Genomic DNA, 22,788 nt, shown 5'->3' on the forward strand with positions numbered 1-22,788 from the left:
CCGCCACGGCAAGGGCCCAAGGTCAGGCGACTTCGGCGACCACGTTCGCGGGGGCGTTGCGTACGCGCGCATAGCGCCAGGCGATCAGCACGCCCAGGACCAGCAAGGACGAGGCGATGAACCACGGCACGCCCGGCAGGTGCACCGGCGTGGCCTTGCCGATGAAGTAGCCGAAGCTGCCGGCGAACAGGGTCGGGCCGATGATGCCGGCCAGGCTGATCAGGCTCATCAGCGCGCCCTGGATGCGGCCCTGCACGTCGGCGCCGACCTGGCGGGTGATCAGCGCCTGGGTCGCCGGCGCCGCCATGGCCCACAGCGCGCTGATCGGCAGCCCGACCAGGAACATCCAGCCGCTGCCGGCGAAGCCGTAGATCATGAAGCCGATCGCGCCGCAGCCCAGGCCCAGCAGCAGCGTGCGGCGCTCGCCGAAGGCCTTCACCGCCCGCCCGATCAGCACCACGTTGACGATCACGCTGAGCACGCCGACCACGCCCAGGACGAAGCCGACTTCCTGCTCCTTCCAGTGATACCGGTAGTCGGCGAACAGCACGAACACGCTGGGATACACGTAATGGGCGAGGTTGGCGATGAACACCACCGCGGCCAGGCCGAACACCTGCGGATAGCGCTTGAGCAGCATCAGCGAGCCGACCGGATTGGCGTGCGACCAGTCGAACCGGGCGCTGCGGCGTTCCGGCGGCAGCGACTCGGGCAGCACGAACAGGCCGTAGCAGAAGTTCAGCAGCGCCAGCCCGGCCGCGAACCAGAACGGCAGGCGCATGTCGTAGTGGCCGAGCTGGCCGCCGATCACCGGACCGATGATGAAGCCCAGGCCGAACGCGGCGCCGATCATGCCGTAGCTCTTGGCGCGCTCTTCGGGCTGGGTGACGTCGGCGATGTAGGCGTTGGCGGTGCTGAAGCTGGCCGAAGTGATGCCGGAGATCACCCGCCCCACCAACAGCCACGGCAGGGTGTTGGCCAGGGCCATAAAGATGAAGTCCAGGCCCAGGCCCAGGCACGACAGCAGGATCACCGGACGCCGGCCGTAACGGTCCGACAGCGAGCCCTGGATCGGCGCGCACACGAACTGGATGAAGGCGAACAAGGTGCCGAACACCGCGATCCAATAGGCCGCGTGTTCGGTGTCGCCACCGGCGAATTTTTTGATCAGGCCCGGCAGCACCGGAATGATCAGGCCGAACGACAACACGTCGATCAGCACGGTTACGAAAATGAAGACGAGCGCGGCGCGGCGCGCGCCGGGAACGGATGCGGTCACGTGGGGGGCGTCGAAACGGAAGCGATGGCGCAGTCTAGCGCGCGCAGGCGAACGCGAGCCGTGCCATACGCCTCGCAGGGATGGTTTCCGGAGTTACTAATTGCTCGCGACGCGACGAAATTCATCATTTCGATCAGTCACTTGGCTGCGATCCGCCGAGCCCGTCGCAGCCTCGCGAGCGGCGTGCGCGACGAGCGCGCCGAAGCGCTCGCCGGACGAATTGCCGCAGCGCACAAATTATGATTTATTCGATTCACGCTCGGTAAGGACACGCAGGTACGGGACCAGTCCCGCGCCCTCGGCAGCTCTGCCCCAGCGCGCAGCCAGCAAGCGATCCATCCGCGTTCTTGCATGCCTTTGCGGGCATGCCCCCCAAGAGCTTTCCGGAGATGCGATGCAAGCCAAGCAGCAAACGATGTTGTACGACCCACGCGACGAGCGGGACAGCTGCGGCTTCGGCCTGATCGCGCAGCTCGACGACCGCCCCAGCCGCGCGCTGGTCGATCGTGCGCTGGAAGCGCTCGCGCGCATGACCCACCGCGGCGGCATCGCCGCCGACGGCCTCAGCGGCGACGGCTGCGGCCTGCTGATCCGTCATCCCGACAGCTTCCTGCGCAGCCTCGCGCGCGAAAGCGGCATCGCCCTGGGCGCGCATTACTGCGCCGGCCTGGTGTTCCTGCCGCACGACGAGGCCGACGCCGCGCATGCCCGCGCGACCCTGGCCCAGACCCTGGAACACGAGCAGCTCAACGTCGCCGGCTGGCGCGTCGTGCCGGTCGACACCGCGTCCTGCGGCGAACTCGCGCGCCGCACCATGCCGCGGATCGAACAGGTTTTCGTCGAAGCCGCGACCCCGTTCGATCCGGCCGGCTTCCAGCGTTCGCTGTTCCTGGCCCGGCGCCGCGCCGAGCAACGCCTGCGCGAGATCCAGGACTTCTATGTGGTCAGCCTGTCCTCGGCCAGCATCGGCTACAAGGGCATGGTCCTGCCCGACCGGCTGACCCAGCTGTATCCGGACCTGCGCCGCGACGACCTGGTCGCCAGCGCGGTGGTGTTCCACCAGCGCTTCTCGACCAACACCACGCCGCGCTGGCCGCTGGCGCAGCCGTTCCGCCTGCTCGCCCACAACGGCGAGATCAACACCATCGCCGGCAACCGCGCCTGGGCGCAGGCGCGCGCGCACGCCTGGCGCACGCCGACCCTGGACCTGCGCGAGTTCGACCAGGTCGTGGGCACCGACGGTTCGGACTCGCAGAGCCTGGACAACATGCTCGAGGTGCTGCAGGCCGGCGGCATGGACCTGCTCAAGGCGATGCGGATCCTGATTCCGCCGGCCACGCAGTCGCTGGAATACAAGGACGCCGACCTCGCCGCGTTCTACGAGTACTACGCGCTCAACACCGAACCCTGGGACGGCCCGGCCGGCATCGTCACCTGCGACGGCCGTTACGCCGCCTGCACGCTCGACCGCAACGGCCTGCGCCCGGCGCGCTGGCTGCGTTCGCGCGACCGTCATTTCCTGATCGCCTCCGAAGCCGGCGTGTGGGAACTGCCGGCCAGCGAGATCGAGGCCAAGGGCAAGCTCGGCCCCGGCGAGATGATCGCCGCCGATCTCTACCAGGGCGAGTTGCTGGATTCGGAGGCGATCGACCGCATCAACCGTGCGCGCGCGCCGTACAAGCGCTGGCTCAAGCAGGGCATGACCTACCTGCACAGCGAGCTGATCGATCCCAACCTGGCCGCCGAGCCCTTCGATCCCGACACTCTGGCCGGGTTCCAGAAGCTGTTCCAGCTCAGCCGCGAAGAGCGCGAGCAAGTGCTGCGCCCCCTCGCCGAGACCGAGCAGGAAGCCACCGGTTCGATGGGCGACGACGTGCCGATGGCGGTGCTGTCGCAACAGGTGCGGCCGCTGTACGACCATTTCCGCCAGGCCTTCGCCCAGGTCACCAACCCGCCCATCGACCCCTTGCGCGAGGATTGCGTGATGTCGCTGGCGGTGCAGCTGGGCCGCGAAGGCAACGTCTTCGTCGACGGACCCGGCAACGTCGGCCACATCCACCTCAACTCGCCGGTACTGGCGCAGCGCAAGCTGCGTCAGCTGCTGGCGCTGGCGCCGTTCGACAGCTCGCACCGATTCATCGACCTCAACTTCGACCCGGCCGAAGGCCTGAAGGCAGCCCTGCACCGGGTTTGCGCCGAGGCCGAGGCGGCCGCGCGCGAAGGCGTGGTGCTGCTGATCCTGACCGACCGCCGGCCGCGCCGCGACGCGCTGATGCTGCACGCCCTGCTCGCCACCGGCGCGGTGCATCAGCACCTGGTGCGTACCGGCCTGCGCTGCGAATCCAACCTGATCGTCGAGACCGGCACCGCGCGCGATCCGCACCACTTCGCCTGCCTGCTCGGTTTCGGCGCGACCGCGGTCTATCCGTATCTGGCCTACCAGACCCTGCACGACCTGGGCGTGCGCGGCATCCTCAAGACCAAGCACGGCGAAGTCGCCCAGATCGGCCGCAGCTACCGGCGCGGCATCAAGAAGGGCCTGCTCAAGATCATCTCCAAGATGGGCATCGCCACCATCGGCAGTTACCGCGGCGCGCAGCTGTTCGAGATCATCGGCCTGGACCGCGAGGTGGTCGAACTGTGCTTCGACGGCGCGCCCTCGCGCATCGGCGGCGCCGGCTTCGCCGAACTGCAGGCCGATGCCGCGCACCTGGCCGCACAGGGCTGGGACGCGAATCGCCTGCCCGAGATCGGCGGCCTGCTGCGTTACGTGCCCGGCGGCGAGTACCACCTGTTCAATCCCGACGTGGTGACGCGCCTGCAGCGCGCGGTCGGCAGCGGCGAATGGTCCGACTGGCAGTCCTACGCCGAAGCGGTCAACGAACGTCCGACCGCGGCGCTGCGCGACCTGCTGCAGCTGCGCAGCGAGGGCGCGACTCCGATTGCGGTGGACGAGGTCGAACCGGTGTCGGCCATCGTCAAGCGCTTCGACTCGGCGGCGATGAGCCTGGGCGCGCTGTCGCCGGAAGCGCACGAAGCGCTGGCGATCGCGATGAACCGGCTCGGCGGGCGTTCCAATTCCGGCGAAGGCGGCGAAGACCCGGCGCGCTACCGCACCGACAAGGTCTCGAAGATCAAGCAGATCGCGTCGGGCCGCTTCGGCGTGACGCCGGAGTATCTGGTCAACGCCGAAGTGCTGCAGATCAAGATCGCCCAGGGCGCCAAGCCCGGCGAAGGCGGCCAGCTGCCCGGCCACAAGGTCAACGAGCTGATCGCGCGGCTGCGCTTCGCGATGCCCGGCATCGGCCTGATCTCGCCGCCGCCGCACCACGACATCTATTCGATCGAAGACCTGGCGCAGCTGATCCACGACCTGCGCCAGGTCAATCCGCAGGCGCTGATCTCGGTCAAGCTGGTCTCGCACGCGGGCGTGGGCACCATCGCCACCGGCGTGGTCAAGGCCGGCGCCGACCTGATCACCGTGTCCGGCCACGACGGCGGCACCGGCGCCAGCCCGCTGTCGTCGATCCGCTACGCCGGCACGCCCTGGGAACTGGGCCTGGCCGAGGCGCGCCAGGCCCTGGTCGCGAACGACCTGCGCGAACGGGTGATCCTGCAAACCGACGGCGGCCTGAAGAGCGGGCTGGACGTGGTCAAGGCCGCGCTGCTGGGCGCGGAGAGTTTCGGCTTCGGCACCGCGCCGATGATCGCGCTGGGCTGCAAGTACCTGCGCATCTGCCATCTCAACAACTGCGCCACCGGCGTCGCCACCCAGGACGACCAGCTGCGCCGCGAGCATTTCACCGGCCTGCCCGAGCGCGTCGAGAATTTCTTCCGCCTGTTGGCCGAAGAAGTGCGGCAGTGGCTGGCGACGCTGGGCGTACGCACGCTGGGCGAGATCGTCGGCCGCACCGACCTGCTGCAACAGATCGACGGCGACAGCGCGCGCCAGCAGCGCCTGGACCTGGCGCCGCTGCTGGCCGGCTCCGGCCTGAGCCACGGCGGCCATTGCGGCATGCCGGCCCCGGCGCTGGAACCCGAGGGCCTGTCCGCGCAGCTCGAAGCCGAGCTCGCGCCGGTGATCGCCGACAAGCGCGGCGGCGAGTTCGCCTACCCGATCCGCAATACCGACCGCAGCATCGGCGCGCGCCTGTCGGGCCGGATCGCGCGCCTGCACGGCGACCGCGGCATGGCCGATGCGCCGATGACGCTGCGCTTCACCGGCACCGCGGGCCAGAGCTTCGGCGCGTTCCAGGCCGGCGGCCTGCGGTTCGAACTGGAAGGCGAAGCCAACGACTACGTCGGCAAGGGCATGGCCGGCGGCCGCATCGTGCTGCGCCCGCCGAGCGGCGCGCGCTACGTCGCCCACGAGACGCCGATCCTGGGCAACACCTGCCTGTACGGCGCCACCGGCGGCGAGTTGTACGCGGCCGGCCGCGCCGGCGAACGCTTCGGCGTGCGCAACTCCGGCGCCACCGCGGTGGTCGAAGGCGCCGGCGATCACTGCTGCGAGTACATGACCGGCGGCGTGGTCGCGGTGCTGGGCCGCACCGGCCTGAACTTCGGCGCCGGCTTCACCGGCGGCATGGCCTACGTGCTCGACACCGAACGCGATTTCGTCGACCGCTACAACCACGAGCTGATCGACATCCTGCGCATCTCCGCCGACGGCTTCGAGCACCACCGCTCGCACCTGCGCGACCTGCTGGACGCCCACGCCGAACTCACCGGCAGCGTGTGGGCGCGCCGGATCCTGGACGAGATGCGCGACTACATGGGCAAGTTCTGGCTGGTGAAGCCCAAGGCGGCGAGCTTGGAATCGCTGGCCGAAACCCTGAGGAGCGCGGCGTGATTTCCACCTCTTTCGTTACAGGCGCCAATACTCTTTGGCTCAGTCTTGCGGACGCAACGGCAAAGACGATGCCGCCGGATATTCGTGCGTCGCGCTACAAACCGGTAGGCCCGCCCTCCTCGACCGAGGGTGAAATGGCGAGCCTGCGGACCGCAGGTTCGTGCGCCGCCGCACGCCGCCAGGCGATGCGACAACGTAGCCCACGGGGTCAGGCAGGATGAGCAAGAAGCAGGTGTTCCAATTCCGCGAAGCGCCGCGCGAGATGCCGACGCGGATCCCGCTGGCGCTGCGCCAGGGCGGCGACTGGGGCGAACTCTACGGCCGTTTCGGCGAAGCCGAGGCCAAGAAGCAGGCCGGGCGCTGCCTGGACTGCGGCAATCCCTACTGCGGCTGGGCCTGCCCGCTGCACAACTACATTCCCAACTGGCTGGAACTGGCGCGCGAAGGCCGCGTCGACGAAGCCGCGGCGCTGTGCCACGAAACCAATCCGCTGCCCGAGATCTGCGGCCGCGTCTGCCCGCAGGACCGTCTGTGCGAAGGCAGCTGCACGCTCAACGACGGCTTCGGCGCGGTCACCATCGGCGCGGTCGAGAAGTACATCGTCGACAAGGCGCTCAGCGGCGGTTGGCGCCCGGACCTGTCGACCGTGCAGCGCATGGGCAAGCGCGTGGCCGTGGTCGGCGCCGGACCGGCCGGGCTGGCCTGCGCCGACCGCCTGGCGCGCGCCGGCATCGATGCGGTGGTGTTCGACCGTTACGAGGCGATCGGCGGACTGCTGCACTTCGGCATTCCCAGCTTCAAGCTGGAGAAGTCGGTGATCGCGACCCGGCGCGAGGTGCTCGAAGGCATGGGCGTGGAGTTCCGGCTCGGTGTCGAGATCGGCCGCGATGTCGCCTTCGACAGCCTGCTGGCCGACTTCGACGCGGTGTTCCTGGGGCTGGGCAGCTACCGCTACACCGACGGCGGCCTGCCGGGACAGGATCTGGCCAACGTGCTGCCGGCGCTGCCGTTCCTGGTCCAGAACGGGCGCCTGGTGCAGGGCGCGGAGCGGGTCGAGGGCCGCGCGATCGCGGGCTGGGAAGACCATATCGAACTGCCCGACCTGCGCGGCAAGCGCGTGGTCGTGCTCGGCGGCGGCGATACCGGCATGGACTGCGTGCGCAGCGCGGTGCGCCTGGGCGCGGCCGAAGTCAGCTGCGTGTACCGCCGCGACGAGGCCAACATGCCCGGCTCGGCGCGCGAGGTCGCCAACGCGCGCGAAGAAGGCGTGCGCTTCCTGTTCAACCGCCAGCCGCTGGCGCTGCTCGGCGAAGACCGGGTCAGCGGCGTGCGCGTGGCCGAAACCGTGCTCGGCGCGCCCGATGCGCGCGGCCGCCAACGCGCCGAGATCGTGCCCGGCAGCGAGTCGGTGCTGGACGCGGACGTGGTCGTGATCGCGTTCGGCTTCCAGCCCGATCCGCCGGCCTGGCTGGCCGCGCACGGGATCGAACTGGAGAACGACGGCCGCATCCGGGTACCGAACAAGGGCGGCTGCAAGTCGCGCGGCGGCGCCGTGGCGGCGACGCGTCCGTTCCAGACCACGCATCCGCGCGTGTTCGCCGGCGGCGACGGCGTGCGCGGCGCGGACCTGGTGGTGACGGCCGCGTACGAAGGGCGCGAGGCGGCGGCGGGGATCGTGGCGCTGCTGCGGGAACAAGCGCCGGCGGCTGCGCGCGAGATTGAAGCGGCGGTGGTGGCGGGCTGAGGCTTACGACGCGGGGTCGTTGCTGCGGGCCCTCACCCCAACCCCTCTCCCGCAGGCGGGAGAGGGGCTTGGCGACGGTGCCGGCAGGATGAGTGGGGCCGCTGTTAGCGCCCCGGACCGACGTCGATGAAGCGCAGGAATTCCGCACGCGTGCGTGCGTCCTCGCGGAAGGTGCCGAGCATCTTCGAGGTGATCATGCTGACGCCGCGCTTGTGCACGCCGCGCGTGGTCATGCATTCGTGCGCGCCCTCGATCACCACGCCGACGCCGAGCGGCTGCAGCACGTCCTGGATCGACTGCGCGATCTGCGCGGTCATCTTTTCCTGGACCTGGAAGCGGCGCGCGTAGGTTTCGACCACGCGCGCGAGCTTGCTGATGCCCACGACCTTGCCGTTGGGCAGATAGCCGACATGCGCCTTGCCGATGATCGGCGCCATGTGGTGCTCGCAATGGCTTTCGAATTCGATGTCGCGCAGCACGATCATTTCGTCGTAGCCGGCGACCTCCTCGAAGGTGCGCGCCAGGTACTCGCGCGGATCGTCGTCGTAGCCGCTGAACCAGTCGCCGTAGGCCTCGACCACGCGCTTGGGCGTGTCGAGCAGGCCCTCGCGGGCGGGGTCTTCGCCGGCCCAACCCAGCAGCGTGCGGACGGCCGCCTCGGCCTGCTCGCGGGTCGGCTTGTTCTTGTCGTCGGCCATGACGCAGCCTCAGCAATGGGGGATGGGCATCCTACTCCACTGCGCTCGGGCATCGGAAACACACAGCGTTCCGCGACCGGCGCGGCGCGGTCGGCTCAGCCCGGCTCCGGCGTCGGCAGCGTCGCGGCCGGCGCCACCCCGACGGTGTTGCGGCCGGCGCTGCGCGCGCCGGCCAAGGCCTGTTCGGCGCGATCGAGCAGGCTCTGCACCGGTTCGCCGCGTTGCGCCATCGCCAGGCCGACGCTGGCGCTGGCCGCGATCTCGTGGCCGTCGATGCGGAACGGACGCTGGCTGAAGGCGTCGGCGAGGCGGCGGCCGAGCAGCTCGCAGTCGACGCGCTCGCATTCGGCCACCACTGCGAAGCTGTCGCCGCCCATGCGCGCGATGGTGTCGTCCGGACGCAGCACCCCGCGGATCCGCGCCAGCGCCTGCTGCAGCAGCGCATCGCCGATGGCGCGGCCGTAGCGGGCGTTGATCTCGCCGAAGCGGTCCAGGTCCAGCAGCAGCAGGCCGTGATGCTTGAGTCCCAGGCTGCCCGGTGCCGACCAGGTTTCCAGCAGCAGCCGCAGCGCGGCGGCATTGAGCGTGCCGGTGAGCGGGTCGCGGTCGCCGGATTGGCGCGCCAGCAGTGCCAGGCGGTGACGGTTGGCCGCGTGCTGGCTCAAAGCCAGGGCCAACACGCCCGATTCCAGTACCGCCGCCAGCGCCAGGCCGCGGTCGGCCCATTCGGCGCGGCCGACGCCGAAGGGATAGGCCGCGAGCACGCCGACGAACAGCAGCAGCGGCGTCCAGCCCAGCAGGTAGTAGCCCGCATACGGCGCGCCGCGGCGCCAGGCCATGATCGCGGCCACGAACATCAGCGGAATGCCGACCAGCAGCAGCGCGTTGCCGCCGATGTACCAGAAGCCGTGCACGCGCTCGCGCAGCACCAGCAGCACCGCCAGCCAGGCGAGGTTGGCCCACTGCACGGTGCGCACCAGGATCGCCAGGCGCGGCAGCAGGCGCGGCAGTTCCAGGAAACGCAGGCTGAAACCGAGCTGGAAAACCGTCGCCAAAGTGGCCAGGGTCCAGGTCATGGTCAGGCGTCCGCTGGCCAGGCCGGCCAGGCCCCACATCTCGGCCGCATCGCCCGACACCATCAGCAGATAGATCGCAGCGCAGGCCAGGTAGGCGCCGTAGGCCAGGTAGACCAGGTCGCGGAAGGCGTACCAGATGGCCAGCATCGCCACCGCCATCAGCATCATCGCGGTGAACGCGGCGACCATGAAACGCGAATCGCCGCGCTCCTGGCGCGCGAGTTCGGGCACGGTCGCGAAACGCAGGCTCAGCGCCTCGGCGGTGTTGCCGCCCACACGCAGGTAGGCGACGTCGCCGCGGGTCCAGCCGTGGGGCAGCGGCAGCACCCAGCCGCGCCGCAGCAGCACCGGGCCGCCGTTCTCGGCGTCGTTGACGATGCGCGGCGCCGCGCCCGGCGGGTAATAGGTGACCGGGCCGCGCGCGCGCGCGCCGCGCAGCACCAGCAGCCGGCTTTCGCTGGCTGCGATGCTGCGATCGGTGGTCAGGCGGATCCAATAGCCGGCCTGGCGCCGTGGCATGGTCAAGTAGACCAGGTCGCCGGGCTCCTCGGCGGTGGAGCGCGCGGTCACCGGCGCGGAGGCCGGCGGCCCGTCGAGTTCGCCTTCGGTCAACAGCAGCTCGGCCTTCAGGGCCTGCGCCGCGACCGGCGCACTGAAGGCGCAGGCAAGCGCCAGCGTCAGCGCCAGCCACGCGCTGCCCCAGATCCGACGCGTCCCTCGATTCCCCAACGGCATGCGCGGAGTCTAACGTCTGCGGGCGGCCGCGGCCGCTTCGTGCCGGCGCGCGACGCCGGCCTGACCGTGCTCATCGCGGCAGCGCGAAAACCTCAGCCGCGCTCCGCCGACCGTCGCGGCGGCAGCTGCCGCTGCCGGTCGGCGGCGTGCTGGGTCAGGGCGATCATCAACACGCCGGTTTCCAGTACCACCGCCAGCAACAGGCCGCGCTCGGTCAGGTAGGAATCGCCGAAGCCGAAGGCCTTGGCGGCGATCAGACCGGCGAACAGCATCAGCGGCGTCCAGCCGATCAAGTAATAGCCCGCATACCGGGCGCCGCGCCGCCAGGCGGCGACCGCGGCGTACACGAGGGTCGGAATCGTCAGCAGCAGCAGGCCGTTGCCCGCCATGTACCAGTACTGGTAGACGTGGTCGAAGGCCAGGACCAGCGCCGCCAGCGCGATCGCGTTGGCCCATACGATCGCGCGCAACGCGATCGCCGCCCGCGGCAGCAGGCGCGGCAACTCCAGGAAACGCACGCTGAAGCACAGCTGGAACATGGTGGTCAGGGTGGCGACGAACCAGGGTGCGCCGTCGCGCTGCGCCGCCGACCCCACCCACTCGTCCGGCAGCTTGATCCAGCCCGTCATCATCAACAGGTAGGCGGACAGGCAGATCATGTAGCCGCAGTAGTACAGGTACATCGGATCGCGCGACGCGACCCAGAAACCGGCCACCACCAGGGTCATCGTCAGCATTAGAGCGTAGACGACGATCGCGAAGCGGCGATCGCTTTCCAGCTCGCGCGTCAGCTCGTCGCGATCGGCCAGGCCGATGTCGAGCGTCGTATCGTGGCGCGCGTCGAGGCGCCCGTAAGCCGCCACGCCGGCCTTCCAGTCGGCCTCCAGCGGCAGCGCCCAGCCGCGTCGCAGCAGCATGGGGCCTTCCTCGCGCACATAGCCGATCAGCGCTATCCGCGTCGAGCCGGGCGGGTAATAGCCGACGTAGCCGTAAGCGCGCGCGCTACGCAAAACGATGACGCGCCGGCTGGCGGCGGCGACGTCGCGATCGACGCTGAAACGCAGCCAACGCCCGTGCCGGTTGCGCGGCAGATCGATGCGCACCAGAGCATCGGCGTTGGCCGTCGTCCAGCGCTGGGTCGCGTTCGCGGTGTCCGGGCGCGCCCAGCCGCTGCCGTCGGCGTCCAGGCGTTCGACCGTCAGCGTCTGCGCAGGGGCCGCGAGCGCGAACAAAGCGGCCAGCGCGAACACCATCGCGATCCATGCAGCGCCCACTTTCCTTGGCATAGCCGATCTCACCGTCCGCGTGGCTGGAGTCTAACGACTCACGTCCGCGCCGGCTTCGCCAGCAGCGCGCGCCGATGGCGCGCGGCCGCGCGCTGGGTCAGCGCCATCATCAGCACGCCCGATTCCAGCACCACCGCCAGCACCAGGCCGTGTTCGTCCCAGCCGAAGCTGCCGAATCCGAAGGTCTTGGCGGCGATCAGGCCGGCGAAGACCATCAGCGGCGTCCAGCCCAGCAGGTAGTAGCCGGCGTACTCGGCGCCGCGCCGCCAGGCCGCGATCGCGGCATAGACGAGGGTCGGGATGACCAGCAGCAGCAAGCCGTTGCCGCCCAGATACCAGTAATGCTTGGTGGCCCGATAGGCGAACACCAGCACCGCCAGCCAGGCCAGGTTCGCCCACACGATCGCGTGCAGCACGCGCGCGGCGCACGGCAGCAGCCGCGGCAAGTCGAGGAAGCGCACCGTGAAGGCGATCTGGAACACGGTGGTCATGGTCGCCATGAACCAGGGGATGGCTTCGCGGCGCACGTCCTGGCTGGCCCAATGCTCGGGTACCTCCAGCCAGTTCGACATCATCAGCATGTACACCGAGATGCAGACCAGATAGCCGAGGTAGTACAGGTACACCGCCTCGCGCGACATCGCCCACAGACCGGCCACGGCCAGGGTCATCAGCAGCAGGGCGGCGTAGGCGGCTATGGTGAAGCGGCGCGCGCCTTCGCGCTGGCGCGCGAACTCGGCGCGGGTCGACAGGTTCACGCTCAGCACGACCGGAATTTCGCCTTGCATGCGGATGTAGGCGGTATCGGCGCGTTTCCATCCCGCCGGCAGAGGCAGGGCCCAGCCCGGGCGCAGCAGCAGGGACTCGTTGCCGCGCACCAGGCTGGGCAGGGTCAGCCGGTCGGATCCGGGCAGGTAGTAGCCGATCAATCCATACACGCGCGCACCCTGCACGCCGATGACGCGCTGTTCGCTGCCAACGATGTCAGCGTCGACGCGCAGGCGCAGCCAATGCCCGCCGCGGTGCCGCGGCAACTCCAGGTGTGCCGGCGCCTCGGGGTTCGCACTGGTCCATCGCGCCCGCACCGGCGCCGCGTCGGGCAGCGACTTCTGCGCGCCCTCGACCCGCAGCCATTCCACCGTGAGCGTCTGCGCGGCGGCGGGGGCGGCGAATGCCCAGGCCAGCGCGAACCACAGCGCGAGCCCCGCCCACTTCCCCATCCTGCGCATGCTTCCGAATCCCCGTGCGACCGCGACGGGGAGTCTAGCGCCTGCGCGGCGGGAGGCGAAAAGAAAACCGACGGGGCGACAGCGGCGCACGCGAGGGGGAGGGACCTGCGCCGCTCGCCGACCCGTCGGCGAGAAAGAAATGCAACGACCGCGCGAGGCGACCCCGAACTGACGGGTCGGCACCGCACCGCGGACGACGCTGCATCGTTCGAAACCGTCACCGGGCGCGGATCGGAATCCGCGCCCGGCTCACGCGGATCCGGCCGGGGCCGTCATCCGCGCGCGGTGGAGAAAACCGGCCCGCCACCAGGAGGCGGGCCGTGCGACGGCCGGGCCGACCGCCGCAAAACCATGGCCTCAGCGCCGGGCGACGTCCTCGCGCAGCGGCGTGCGCGACGACCAGCCGCCGGCCAGCGCCTTGTACAGCGCGACCGCGCCGGTGACGCTGCGGGTACGGCCGTCGGCGAAGGCGTCCTGGGCCTGCAGCTGGGTGCGTTCGGCGTCGAGCACTTCGAACAGGTCGGCGGCGCCGGCCTCGTAACGCACCCGCGCCAGCTGGGCGGCCTTGGCGCTGTCCTGCGCCGCGCGTTCCAGATGGCCGTCCTCGATACGCGCACGGCCGTAGCGCACCAAGGCGTTCTCGGTGTCTTCCAGCGCCAGCAGCACGGCCTGCTGATAACGCGCGAGTTCGCCGGCGGCATCGGCATCGCTGGCGGCGATACGCGCACGCACACGGCCGATGTCCAGGAACGACCAGTCGATGCCGAGCGCGACCAGGCGGGTTTCGCTGGCGCGTTCGAACAGCGCGCTGCTGTCGATCGCCTGGCTGCCGATCAGCCCGCCCAGGGTGAAGCGCGGGAACAGGTCGGCGGTGGCCACGCCGATGCGCGCGGTGGCCGCGTGCAGACGATGCTCGGCGGCGGCGACGTCGGGACGACGGCGCAGCAGCTCGCCCGGCGTGCCGGCGTCCAGTCGCGCCGGCAAGGCCGGCAGCGGCTGCTGCGGTTCGAGCTGGGCGATCAGGGCGTCGGGCGTGCGCCCGGTCAGCACCGCCAGGCGGTGCATGGCGACGGCGACCTGGGCTTCCAACGCCGGCACCCGCGACAGCGTGGCTTCGAGCTGGGCGCGGGCGCGCGAGGTGTCGAACTCGGTGCCGCGGCCGGCGGAGAAGCGCGCATCGACCAGGCGCAGGGTTTCGCGCTGGTTATCGGCGTTTTCGCGCGCCACCCGCAGGCGTTCCTGCAGGCCGCGCAGATCGACGTAACCGCCGGCGACTTCGCCGACGATCGTGACCTGCATCGCCTGCAAGTCCGCAGCGGTGGCCCAGGTGTCGGCGCGCTGCGATTCGACGTTGCGGCGCACGCGGCCCCACAGGTCCAGTTCCCAGGTCGCGTTGACGCCGGCACTGTAGCTTTCGTTGTCGCGACCGCTTTGGGCCACGCCCGGCAGCTGGTCGGCGCTGGAACGCGCGTCCTGGGCGTTGGCGCTGGCGGTCAGGGTCGGGAAGCGGTCGAACTTGGCGCCGCGCAGCAGGGCGTTGGCGCGGTCGTAACGCGACAGCGCGATGCGCAGATCGTGGTTGGCCGACAGCGCGTCCTCGACCAGCTGGGTCAGCATCGGGTCGTTGAAGCCGCGCCAGAATTCGACGTCGGCTTCCGGTGCCGCGGTATCGGCAGCGCCGGAATCCGCGACCGCGACGGTTTCGCCGGCGCGGGCGAAATTGTCCGGCGTGGCCAGGGTCGGGCGCACGTAGTCGGGGCCGACCGCGCAGGCGCTCAGCAGCGCCGCGGCGACGCCGAGCGCCAGAGTACGGATCACCATGGCAGGGTTTCCTCCAAGTGGTAGTAGCCGCCGCTGGGGCCGGCTTCGTCGATCAGGGCCAGGCGCACGCTGGTGCGCGCGCCGTCGGGAATGCTCATGTCGCCGTTGGCGTTCATGTCGGTCTTCACCGAGCCGGGGTGGAGGGTGTTGACCTTGTGCGGGGTGTCGCGCAGCTCGTAGGCCAGGTGCGCGGTCCAGGCGTTCACCGCGGTCTTGGAGACGTTGTAGGCCGGCACCTTGTAGTGATAGATCGGCGAGGCCGGATCCTGGTGCAGCGCGATCGAGCCGAGGATGCTGGACACGTTGACGATGCGCGCGGCCGGCGCTTTATGCAGCAGCGGCAGGAAAGCCTGGGTGGTCGCGATCAGGCCGAACAGGTTGGTGTTGAAGGTCTCCAGCCAGACGTCCAGGCTCTGCTGCGAAGGCTTGAGCTGGCCGTCGTCGCGGAACACGCCGGCGTTGTTGACCAGGATGTCGAGGCGGCCGTGCTTGGCGGCGACCTCTTCGGCCGCCGCGGCGATGCTGCTGTCGCTGGTGACGTCCAGCGCGATCGCCTCGACCGGCAGGCCCTGCGCCTGCAACTGCAGCGCGGCGTCGACCGCCTTGCCGCGATCGCGTCCGGCCAGCAGCACATGCACGCCTTCGGTGGCGAGCTGGCGCACGGTCTCCAGGCCGATGCCGCGAGTGGCGCCGGTGACCAGCGCGATCTTGGAAGCGTGTGGGTTAGCCATGGGGAAGTTCCTTGTTTCGTGGGGGACGGACCGGATCCGGTCCGAGGGCCCGGCGGTGGAAGAATCCACCGCCAGACCTTGCAGCGTGGGCGTGCGCCGATCAGGCATGCGCGGAGGCAACGTGATCGGCCGAGTGGTTCACCAGCGGCTTGCTGCCGGCCAGCTTGCGCAGGGCGACGTAGAACACCGGGGTCAGGAACAGACCGAACAGGGTCACGCCCAACATGCCGGCGAACACCGTGATGCCGGTGACCGAGCGGATTTCCGCACCGGCGCCATGCGACAGCACCAGCGGCACGGTGCCGGCGATGAACGCGATCGAGGTCATCACGATCGGGCGCAGACGCAGGCGGCACGCTTCCAGCGCGGCTTCGACGATGCCCTTGCCCTGCAGTTCCAGCTCGCGGGCGAACTCGACGATCAGGATGGCGTTCTTACAGGCCAGGCCCATCAGCACCACCAGACCGACCTGCACGAACACGTTGTTGTCGCCGCCGGTCAGCCATACGCCGAGCAGCGCGGACAGCATGCACATCGGCACGATCAGGATCACCGCCAGCGGCAGGGTCCAGCTTTCGTACAGCGCGGCCAGCACCAGGAACGCGAGCAGGATGGCGAGTGGGAACACGATCATCGCGGCATTGCCCTGGCTGGCCTGCTGGTAGCTCAGGTCGGTCCATTCGATTTCCATGCCGTGCGGCAGCACCTTGGCGGCCACGTTCTTGACCACGTCCATGGCCTGGGCCGAGGACATCACGCGCGGATCGACGTCGCCGGCGATGTCGGCGGCCGGGTAGCCGTTGTAGCGCAGCACCGGGTCGGGGCCGTAGGTCTGCTTGACGCTGACCATCGAGCCGATCGGCACCATCTCGCCGCGGTCGTTGCGGGTACGCAGGTTGGCGATGTCCTCGACGCTGTCGCGGAACGAACCGTCGGCCTGGGCGATGACCTGCCAGGTGCGGCCGAACTGGTTGAAGTCGTTGACGTAGGCCGAGCCCAGATAGGTCTGCAGGGTGTCGAACAATTCGGTCAGCGGCACGCCCTGGGCCTTGGCCTTGACGCGGTCGACTTCGGCGTCGAGCTGCGGCACGTTGGCCTGGTAGGTGCTGTTGGCGTAGCCCATGCCCGGGGTCTGCATGACCGTGCCCTGGAACCCGCTGACCGCGTTCTGCAGCGCGCCGTAACCCAGGTTGCTGCGGTCCTCGATGAACATCTGGTAGCCCGCACCATTGCCCAGGCCGAGGATCGGCGGCGGCATCAGGGCGAAGGTGAAGCCTTCCTGGAAGCCGCCGATCTTCTGGTTGAGCTCGGCGGTGATCTCCACCGCGCTACGGCTGCGCTCGGCGAAGGGCTTGAGCGGCAGGAACGCCACGCCGGTGTTGGGCGTGTTGGTGAACTGCACCGCGTTCAAACCCGGGAAGGAGATCGTGTTCTGCACACCGTCGATGCCGCTGGCGATGTCGGTGACCTTCTTCAGCAGGGCGTCGGTACGCGCGATCGACGAGCCTTCCGGCAATTTCACCGCCGCGATCAGGTACAGCTTGTCCTGCAGCGGGATGAAGCCGGCCGGCACGATCTTGAACATGAAGCCGGTCGCGACCAACAGCACCGCGTAGACCACGAACACCGCGCCGCGCTTGCCCAGCGTGCGTTTGACCGCGCCCTGGTACTTCTGCGAACTGGAGGCGAAGAAGCGGTTGAACGGACGGAAGATCCAGCCGAACAGGCGGTCGATCAGGCGCGAGGGTGCGTCCTTGGCGGCGTCGTGCGGCTTGAGCAGGCGCGCGGCCAGGGCCGGCGACAGGGTCAGCGAGTTGATCGCCGAGATCACCGTCGAGATGGCGATGGTCACCGCGAACTGCTTGTAGAACTGGCCGGTCACGCCCGACAGGAACGCCATCGGCACGAACACCGCGCACAGCACCAGCGCGATCGCGACGATCGGGCCGGACACTTCCTTCATCGCCTGGTGCGCCGCGGCCAGCGGAGTCAGGCCTTCCTCGATGTTGCGTTCGACGTTCTCCACCACCACGATCGCGTCGTCGACCACGATGCCGATCGCCAGCACCAGACCGAACAGGGTCAGGGTGTTGATCGAGAAGCCGAGCAGGTACAGGGCGGCGAAGGTGCCGACCACCGAGACCGGGACGGCCAGCAAGGGGATGATCGAGGCGCGCCAGGTCTGCAGGAACAGGATCACCACCAGCACCACCAGCGCGATCGCTTCCAGCAGCGTGGTGACCACGGCCTTGATCGAATCGCGCACGAAGATGGTCGTGTCGTAGACCGCCTCGTACTTGATGCCTTCCGGGAAGCTCTTGGACAGGCGATCCATGTTGGCGATCACCTGCTCCTGGATCTCCAGCGCGTTGGCGCCCGGCGACTGGAAGATACCGATGCCGACCGCGTTCTTGCCGTCCAGCTGCGAACGCAGGCTGTAATCGCCGGCGCCCAGTTCCAGGCGGGCGACGTCGGACAGGCGCACGATCTCGCCGTCGGCGCCGCTCTTGACCACGATGTTGCCGAACTCTTCCTGGCTCTGCAGGCGGCCCTTGGCGTTGATCAGGGTCAGGAAGTCGCTGTTGGGCATGGGCTCGGCGCCGAGCTGGCCGGCCGAGACCTGCACGTTCTGCTCGCGCATGGCGCGCAGCACGTCGCTGGCGGTCAGGCCGCGCGAGGCGACCTTGTCCGGGTCCAGCCAGACGCGCATGGCGTAGTCGCCGCCGCCGAAGATCTGCGCGTCGCCGACGCCCGACAGGCGCGCCAGCGAATCCTTGACGTGCAGACGGGCGTAGTTGCGCAGGTACAGGGTGTCGTACTTGCCGTTGGGCGAAGTCAGGTGCACCACCATCAGGAACACCGGCGACTGCTTCTGGGTCGTCACGCCTTGCCGGCGCACGTCCTCAGGCAGTCGCGCCAGCGCCTGGCTGACCCGGTTCTGCACGCGCACGGCGGCATCGTCGGGATCGGTGCCGGGACGGAAGGTGACGGTGATCGCCAGCACGCCGTCGGAACCGGCGACCGACTTGATGTACATCATGTCTTCGACGCCGTTGATCGCTTCTTCCAACGGCGTGGCGACGGTTTCGGCGATGACCTTGGGGTTGGCGCCCGGGTACACCGTTCGCACCATCACCGACGGCGGTACGACTTCGGGATATTCGCTGATCGGCAGGATCGGTATCGCGATCAGGCCGGCGGCGAAGATCACGATCGACAGCACGGCAGCGAAGATCGGCCGATCGATGAAAAATTTGGAAAAGTCCATAACGGATTCCTTGGTGCGGCTTGCAGCCGCATGAGTCCCCGGCCGTCGCCATGGCGACGGCCTTGATTGCGAAATCCTCTGAGCGCGTCCGGCTTAGCTCGTCGTCCCCGCGCAGGCGGAGATCCGGAGCCGCTGACGTTCTCGCCCGAAGCGCCCCGGATCCCCGCGTTCGCGGGGATGACGGATCAGGGCGTCCGGAGGATCCCAGGGTTCAGCGTGTCGCGATCACTTCGCCCCGGCGGTGCTGGCGACGGGCTGACCCGGCACCGGTGCCGGCGCGCCCATCGCGATGGTCTTCGGAGCCACCGGCGCGCCGGGGAAGAAGATCTTCTGCACACCGTGCACGATCACCTTGTCGGTCGGCGCCAGGCCCGACTGGACCACGCGCAGACCGTCGATCATGCGGCCGAGCACCACGTCCTTGCGGACCGCTTCGCTCTTCTGGCCGAGCACGTAGACGTACTTGCGGTCCTGGTCGGTGAGCACGGCCTTGTCGTCGATCAGCATGGCCTTGAAGTCGCCGCTGCCTTCCAGCTGCACGCGCGCGAACATGCCCGGCGTGAACTGGCGATCCGGGTTGGCCACCACCGCGCGGGCGCGGATGGTACCGGTGGTCGGATCGACCTGGTTGTCGGTGAAGTCGACCGCGCCTTCGTGCGGGTAGCCGGCTTCGCTGGCCAGACCGACGCGGACCGGGTTCTTGTTGTCGGCGCGCTCGCCCTTGCGGGCCAGGTCGTTGTAGCGCGAGTAGGTCTGCTCGTCGCTTTCGAAGTAGACGTACATCGGATCCTGCGAGACCAGGGTGGTCAGCAGGGTCTGATCGGCCTGGGCCAGGTTGCCGACGGTGATCAGCGCGCGGCCGGCGCGGCCGCTGATCGGCGCACGCACTTCGGTGAAGGTCAGATCCAGCTGGGCCGAAGCCACCGCGGCTTCGGCGGCGCGCACGCCGGCGTTGCCCTGGGTGGTCGCGGCGCGGCGGGTTTCGAACTCTTCGCGCGAGATCGCCTTGGCCTCGACCAGGGTCTGGGCGCGCTGGTCCTGGGTCTGGGCCAGGCGCGCTTCGGCGCGCGCGCGTTCCAGCTGGGCCTGGGCGCGGTTGAGTTCGGCGCGGTAGCGGCGCTGGTCGATCACGAACAGCAGGTCGCCTTTCTTGACCTCCTGTCCTTCCTTGTACGCGACGCGTTCGACGTAGCCGCTGACGCGCGGGCGCAGTTCGACCGATTCCACCGCCGCGACGCGACCGGTGAATTCGTCCCACTGGCGGACCTGCTTGCTCAGCACCTGGGCGACGCTGACGTCGGCCGGCGGCGGCATGCCGCCGCCTTCGCCTTCGGCGGCCTGGCTGCCGCAGCCGGCCATCGCCAGGGCAATGACGACGCTCGCGGCGAGCGCGAGTACGGGGAGCCCGGGGCCGGCGCGGCCGGAGCGGGCGAGGACTTTGCGAGGGCTCATTGTGGGTAGGGTTCCTGGTTGGTTTTCGAAGAAGTGATCGCTTTCAGCAGTGCGCGAGCGTCTTGCAGACAGCGTTGCGCCTTGGAGTCGGCAGGGCTATCCGGATCTTGCGTAACGGTCGCTGGCGTCGCGTTCGTCGCGGCGGCTGGCTGGAAGCGCGCGGTCTGGGCCGCGGGTGGGACGGGTTCGCGGTCGATGTCGTCCGACAGGTCGACCGCGTAAGGCGGCAGCGCCGAGGGGCCCGGCGCGCGCGCATAGGTAACGATGGCACGCGCCGGCTCGCTGCGCTGCTCGGCCTGTTCGATCAGGGCCAGCGCACGCTGGCCGATGGACAGCGCGCTGGGCCATTCCGGGCAGGCGTGGCCATCGTTGAGTTCGGTACGCACCGGCATGTCGACCGCGAGCAGTTGCACCCGCACCGACATCTGCCGGGCCTCGTCGTGCAGCACGCGCGCGAGCATGCGCAGCGCGGCGGCGCCGATCGAGCGGTGGCCGTAACCGGCCCAGGGATGCTCGCTGCCGGGGCCGCCGATCAGCACGTAGCTGCCGCCGCGATCGCCCTCGGCGAGCAAGGGCAGCAGGTGGCGGGCCGCGGCCAGGTGCGGCAGCAGGTCTTCGTCGAGCTTGCGGCGCAGGAACGCGGCCGGATGGTCGAGCAGGCGGCCGCGCTCGTTGCTGCCGCAGACCGCGGCGACCACGCCGGCCAGCGGGCGCCCGAGCTTGCGCAGGGCGCGCGCGAGCTTGGCGCCGTCGGCGTCGCTGGCGACCGAGCCGCTGATCACGGTCAGGTCGGCCTCGGGGTAGGCCGCCTGCAGCAGCTTGAGCTCACGGCCGCCGCGGGCGACCGCGATCACCGGCCAGCCGGCCTTGACCGCCGCCCGGACCACGCCGCGGCCGACGCCGCCGGTGGCGCCCAGAATCACCAGGGGGGATTTCATTGTCCCGCTCCCGGGATTTTTTCTCCCGTCAGCGGGATGATTTCGCGGCGAGTGTGGTGCGACAGCAGGGCGCCCACCGCCGGCAGCACCAGCATCGCGGTCGGCAGGGCGACCGTGAAAGCCAGCACCCAGGCCAGCATCCAGGCCTCTTCCGCGCCTTCGGACAGGCCTTGGCGGAAGACGATGGCGGCCAGCACGATCAAGGCTGACATCGCTATCATCATCAGCGGCAGGAAGGCGAGGCGGGCTTGGCGGGCGGTCAACATGGCGGCGGGAGGGGGTTTCGGGTGTGCCGCAGAGATTAGGCGCACGAACGGCACTTGATTAGCCGTTGATTCAGGGAATAATTGTCCCGACATCGGGCTAATGCCCCGCTCGGCTCCCCCCAGCCGGTCCGAGACGGCCCTTCCCGTCATCCCAATCCGGAGGCCCCCATGGCCCGCGATCTCAACGACACCCTGATCTTCGTCAAGGTGGTCGAGCACGGCAGCTTCATCTCCGCGGCGCGCGCGCTGCGGCTCCCCAAGACCACGGTCAGCCGCAAGGTCCAGGATCTGGAGACGCGCCTGGGCGCGCAGCTGCTGCACCGCACGACCCGCAAGCTCGGCCTGACCGAGGCCGGCAACATCTACTTCGAACACTGCCAGCGCATCGCCCGCGAACTGGACGAAGCCGAAAGCGCGGTCGGCCAGCTGCAGGGCGGCCCGCGCGGCTGGCTGCGCTTCACCGCGCCGTACTCGGTCGGCATCACCTGGATCGCGCCGCTGCTGGGCGAGTTCCACGCCCGCCATCCCGAGGTGCGGCTGGAGATGCTGCTGACCAACGAACCGCTGGACATCATCGACAAGGAGATCGACGTCGCCCTGCGCGTCGGCGAGCTGCCCGACTCCAACCTGATCGCGCGCCGCCTGGCGGTGTTCCGCACCCAGGTCTACGCCAGCCCGAACTACCTGGCTCGCCACGGCGAGCCGCTGCACCCGGACGATCTGCAGCACCACCGCACCCTGGCGATGCAGAAGTCGCGGCGCAACGGCGCCTACGTATGGACGCTCAGCGACGGCGAACGCAACATCGACTACCGGGTCGATCCGGTGCTGGTCGCCAACGACCCCGGCGCGCTCAAGGGCGCGCTGCTGTGCGGCGAAGGCCTGATGCTGGCCAGCGACGTCACGGTCAAGGCCTACGCCGAACAGGGCTATGTGCAGCGCGTGCTGGCCGGCTGGACCGGTCCGGAGATGGACTTCAACGCGGTGTTCCCGCGCGGCCAGGTGCAGTCGCCCAAGGTGCGCGCGTTCGTCGACTTCCTGGTCGAACGCCTGAACTTCGACGCCGACTACATGCAGGTGCTGTGCCCGGACCGCCAGCGTTTCCGCAAGGCCTCCGAGGACGCCTCCGCGGCGATCGCGGCCGAACTGGCCAAGGTCGCCAAGCAGCGTCCGAACAAGGCCGCGCCTTCGCCGGAAGTCGAAGTCGAAGCGATCGTGGCCGGCGCACGCCACGACGAGGACGCGGAACTGGCCTGAGCCGGATCCGCAGCTGCGGTGAGCGCAAGCGAACCGCACGCACCATCGCCCCGACCGATCGCATAAGAGCCCCCTCTCCCGCTTGCGGGAGAGGGCTGGGGTGAGGGGAATGCAGCGCCAAAGGCGCAAATGCTTCTGCCCCACCCCCACCCAAAC

Annotated in this window: 15 protein-coding genes; 4 read left to right on the forward strand and 11 right to left on the reverse strand. The window is 69.5% G+C overall.

The genetic code is table 11. The features are described 5' to 3' along the window. Window positions 1-22: 22 nt before the first annotated feature. Window positions 23-1,279, reverse strand: coding sequence for a TCR/Tet family MFS transporter (locus ASE10_RS07495; RefSeq protein ID WP_055905394.1), 1,257 nt, complete (start codon window positions 1,277-1,279; stop codon window positions 23-25). 60 nt (window positions 1,280-1,339) lie between these two features. Between ASE10_RS07495 and ASE10_RS20075 the strand changes: the two genes are divergently transcribed. From ASE10_RS20075 to ASE10_RS07505, 3 genes are all read left to right on the forward strand, one after another. Then, complete coding sequence (locus ASE10_RS20075) at window positions 1,340-1,522, forward strand: hypothetical protein (protein ID WP_157481121.1); 183 nt, start codon at window positions 1,340-1,342, stop codon at window positions 1,520-1,522. Window positions 1,523-1,694: 172 nt separating this feature from the next. After that, window positions 1,695-6,131: a glutamate synthase large subunit gene (gene gltB / locus ASE10_RS07500; RefSeq protein ID WP_157481123.1), complete on the forward strand. Its 4,437-nt coding sequence runs from the start codon at window positions 1,695-1,697 to the stop codon at window positions 6,129-6,131. A 217-nt stretch (window positions 6,132-6,348) separates the two neighbouring features. Continuing rightward, complete coding sequence (locus tag ASE10_RS07505; protein ID WP_055905400.1) at window positions 6,349-7,875, forward strand: FAD-dependent oxidoreductase; 1,527 nt, start codon at window positions 6,349-6,351, stop codon at window positions 7,873-7,875. 104 nt (window positions 7,876-7,979) lie between these two features. Here ASE10_RS07505 and folE read toward each other — a convergent pair whose 3' ends face one another. From folE to ASE10_RS20555, 10 genes are all read right to left on the reverse strand, one after another. Beyond that, a complete protein-coding gene (gene folE / locus ASE10_RS07510; protein WP_055905403.1) occupies window positions 7,980-8,573 on the reverse strand; it encodes a GTP cyclohydrolase I FolE in 594 nt (197 codons plus the stop codon). Window positions 8,574-8,668: 95 nt separating this feature from the next. After that, a complete protein-coding gene (locus tag ASE10_RS07515) occupies window positions 8,669-10,384 on the reverse strand; it encodes a diguanylate cyclase (RefSeq protein ID WP_056306190.1) in 1,716 nt (571 codons plus the stop codon). 92 nt (window positions 10,385-10,476) lie between these two features. Then, window positions 10,477-11,670: a 7TM-DISM domain-containing protein gene (locus tag ASE10_RS07520; RefSeq protein WP_082559780.1), complete on the reverse strand. Its 1,194-nt coding sequence runs from the start codon at window positions 11,668-11,670 to the stop codon at window positions 10,477-10,479. 38 nt (window positions 11,671-11,708) lie between these two features. Next, entirely contained in the window at window positions 11,709-12,899 is a 1,191-nt protein-coding gene (locus ASE10_RS07525; RefSeq protein WP_082559781.1) for a 7TM-DISM domain-containing protein, read from the reverse strand. 357 nt (window positions 12,900-13,256) lie between these two features. Then, on the reverse strand, window positions 13,257-14,720 hold the full coding sequence (locus ASE10_RS07530) for an efflux transporter outer membrane subunit (RefSeq protein WP_055905415.1): 1,464 nt from the start codon (window positions 14,718-14,720) through the stop codon (window positions 13,257-13,259). Continuing rightward, a complete protein-coding gene (locus ASE10_RS07535; protein WP_055905419.1) occupies window positions 14,714-15,451 on the reverse strand; it encodes an SDR family oxidoreductase in 738 nt (245 codons plus the stop codon). The genes ASE10_RS07530 and ASE10_RS07535 overlap by 7 nt, the downstream gene beginning before the upstream one ends. 100 nt (window positions 15,452-15,551) lie before the next feature. Then, window positions 15,552-18,719 carry a multidrug efflux RND transporter permease subunit gene (locus ASE10_RS07540; protein ID WP_055905423.1) on the reverse strand — a complete coding sequence of 1,056 codons (3,168 nt, stop codon included), beginning with the start codon at window positions 18,717-18,719 and terminating at the stop codon, window positions 15,552-15,554. Window positions 18,720-18,944: 225 nt separating this feature from the next. After that, the gene (locus ASE10_RS07545; protein WP_055905426.1) at window positions 18,945-20,171 is read right to left on the reverse strand and encodes an efflux RND transporter periplasmic adaptor subunit; all 1,227 of its coding nucleotides are present in this window, start codon (window positions 20,169-20,171) and stop codon (window positions 18,945-18,947) included. Beyond that, the gene (locus ASE10_RS07550; protein WP_055905429.1) at window positions 20,168-21,109 is read right to left on the reverse strand and encodes an SDR family oxidoreductase; all 942 of its coding nucleotides are present in this window, start codon (window positions 21,107-21,109) and stop codon (window positions 20,168-20,170) included. The genes ASE10_RS07545 and ASE10_RS07550 overlap by 4 nt, the downstream gene beginning before the upstream one ends. Continuing rightward, on the reverse strand, window positions 21,106-21,375 hold the full coding sequence (locus ASE10_RS20555; protein ID WP_055905432.1) for a DUF2798 domain-containing protein: 270 nt from the start codon (window positions 21,373-21,375) through the stop codon (window positions 21,106-21,108). Before ASE10_RS20555 ends, ASE10_RS07550 begins: the two co-directional genes overlap by 4 nt. A gap of 168 nt (window positions 21,376-21,543) precedes the next feature. On the opposite strand from ASE10_RS20555, the gene ASE10_RS07560 reads away from it, so the two are divergent. Further along, window positions 21,544-22,632, forward strand: coding sequence for a LysR family transcriptional regulator (locus ASE10_RS07560; RefSeq protein ID WP_055905435.1), 1,089 nt, complete (start codon window positions 21,544-21,546; stop codon window positions 22,630-22,632). Window positions 22,633-22,788: the final 156 nt, after the last annotated feature.

This window comes from Lysobacter sp. Root76, assembly GCF_001428685.1.
GTDB lineage: Bacteria > Pseudomonadota > Gammaproteobacteria > Xanthomonadales > Xanthomonadaceae > Lysobacter.

Coding starts and splice junctions, on each gene's coding strand:
- ASE10_RS07505 (WP_055905400.1), top strand. CDS start 6,349: ATGAGCAAGAAGCAGGTGTTCCAATTCCGCGAAGCGCCGCGCGAGATG.
- ASE10_RS07515 (WP_056306190.1), bottom strand. CDS start 10,384: ATGCCGTTGGGGAATCGAGGGACGCGTCGGATCTGGGGCAGCGCGTGG.
- ASE10_RS07525 (WP_082559781.1), bottom strand. CDS start 12,899: ATGCGCAGGATGGGGAAGTGGGCGGGGCTCGCGCTGTGGTTCGCGCTG.
- gltB (WP_157481123.1), top strand. CDS start 1,695: ATGTTGTACGACCCACGCGACGAGCGGGACAGCTGCGGCTTCGGCCTG.
- ASE10_RS20555 (WP_055905432.1), bottom strand. CDS start 21,375: ATGTTGACCGCCCGCCAAGCCCGCCTCGCCTTCCTGCCGCTGATGATG.
- ASE10_RS07545 (WP_055905426.1), bottom strand. CDS start 20,171: ATGAGCCCTCGCAAAGTCCTCGCCCGCTCCGGCCGCGCCGGCCCCGGG.
- folE (WP_055905403.1), bottom strand. CDS start 8,573: ATGGCCGACGACAAGAACAAGCCGACCCGCGAGCAGGCCGAGGCGGCC.
- ASE10_RS07520 (WP_082559780.1), bottom strand. CDS start 11,670: ATGCCAAGGAAAGTGGGCGCTGCATGGATCGCGATGGTGTTCGCGCTG.
- ASE10_RS07540 (WP_055905423.1), bottom strand. CDS start 18,719: ATGGACTTTTCCAAATTTTTCATCGATCGGCCGATCTTCGCTGCCGTG.
- ASE10_RS07550 (WP_055905429.1), bottom strand. CDS start 21,109: ATGAAATCCCCCCTGGTGATTCTGGGCGCCACCGGCGGCGTCGGCCGC.
- ASE10_RS07560 (WP_055905435.1), top strand. CDS start 21,544: ATGGCCCGCGATCTCAACGACACCCTGATCTTCGTCAAGGTGGTCGAG.
- ASE10_RS07530 (WP_055905415.1), bottom strand. CDS start 14,720: ATGGTGATCCGTACTCTGGCGCTCGGCGTCGCCGCGGCGCTGCTGAGC.
- ASE10_RS07535 (WP_055905419.1), bottom strand. CDS start 15,451: ATGGCTAACCCACACGCTTCCAAGATCGCGCTGGTCACCGGCGCCACT.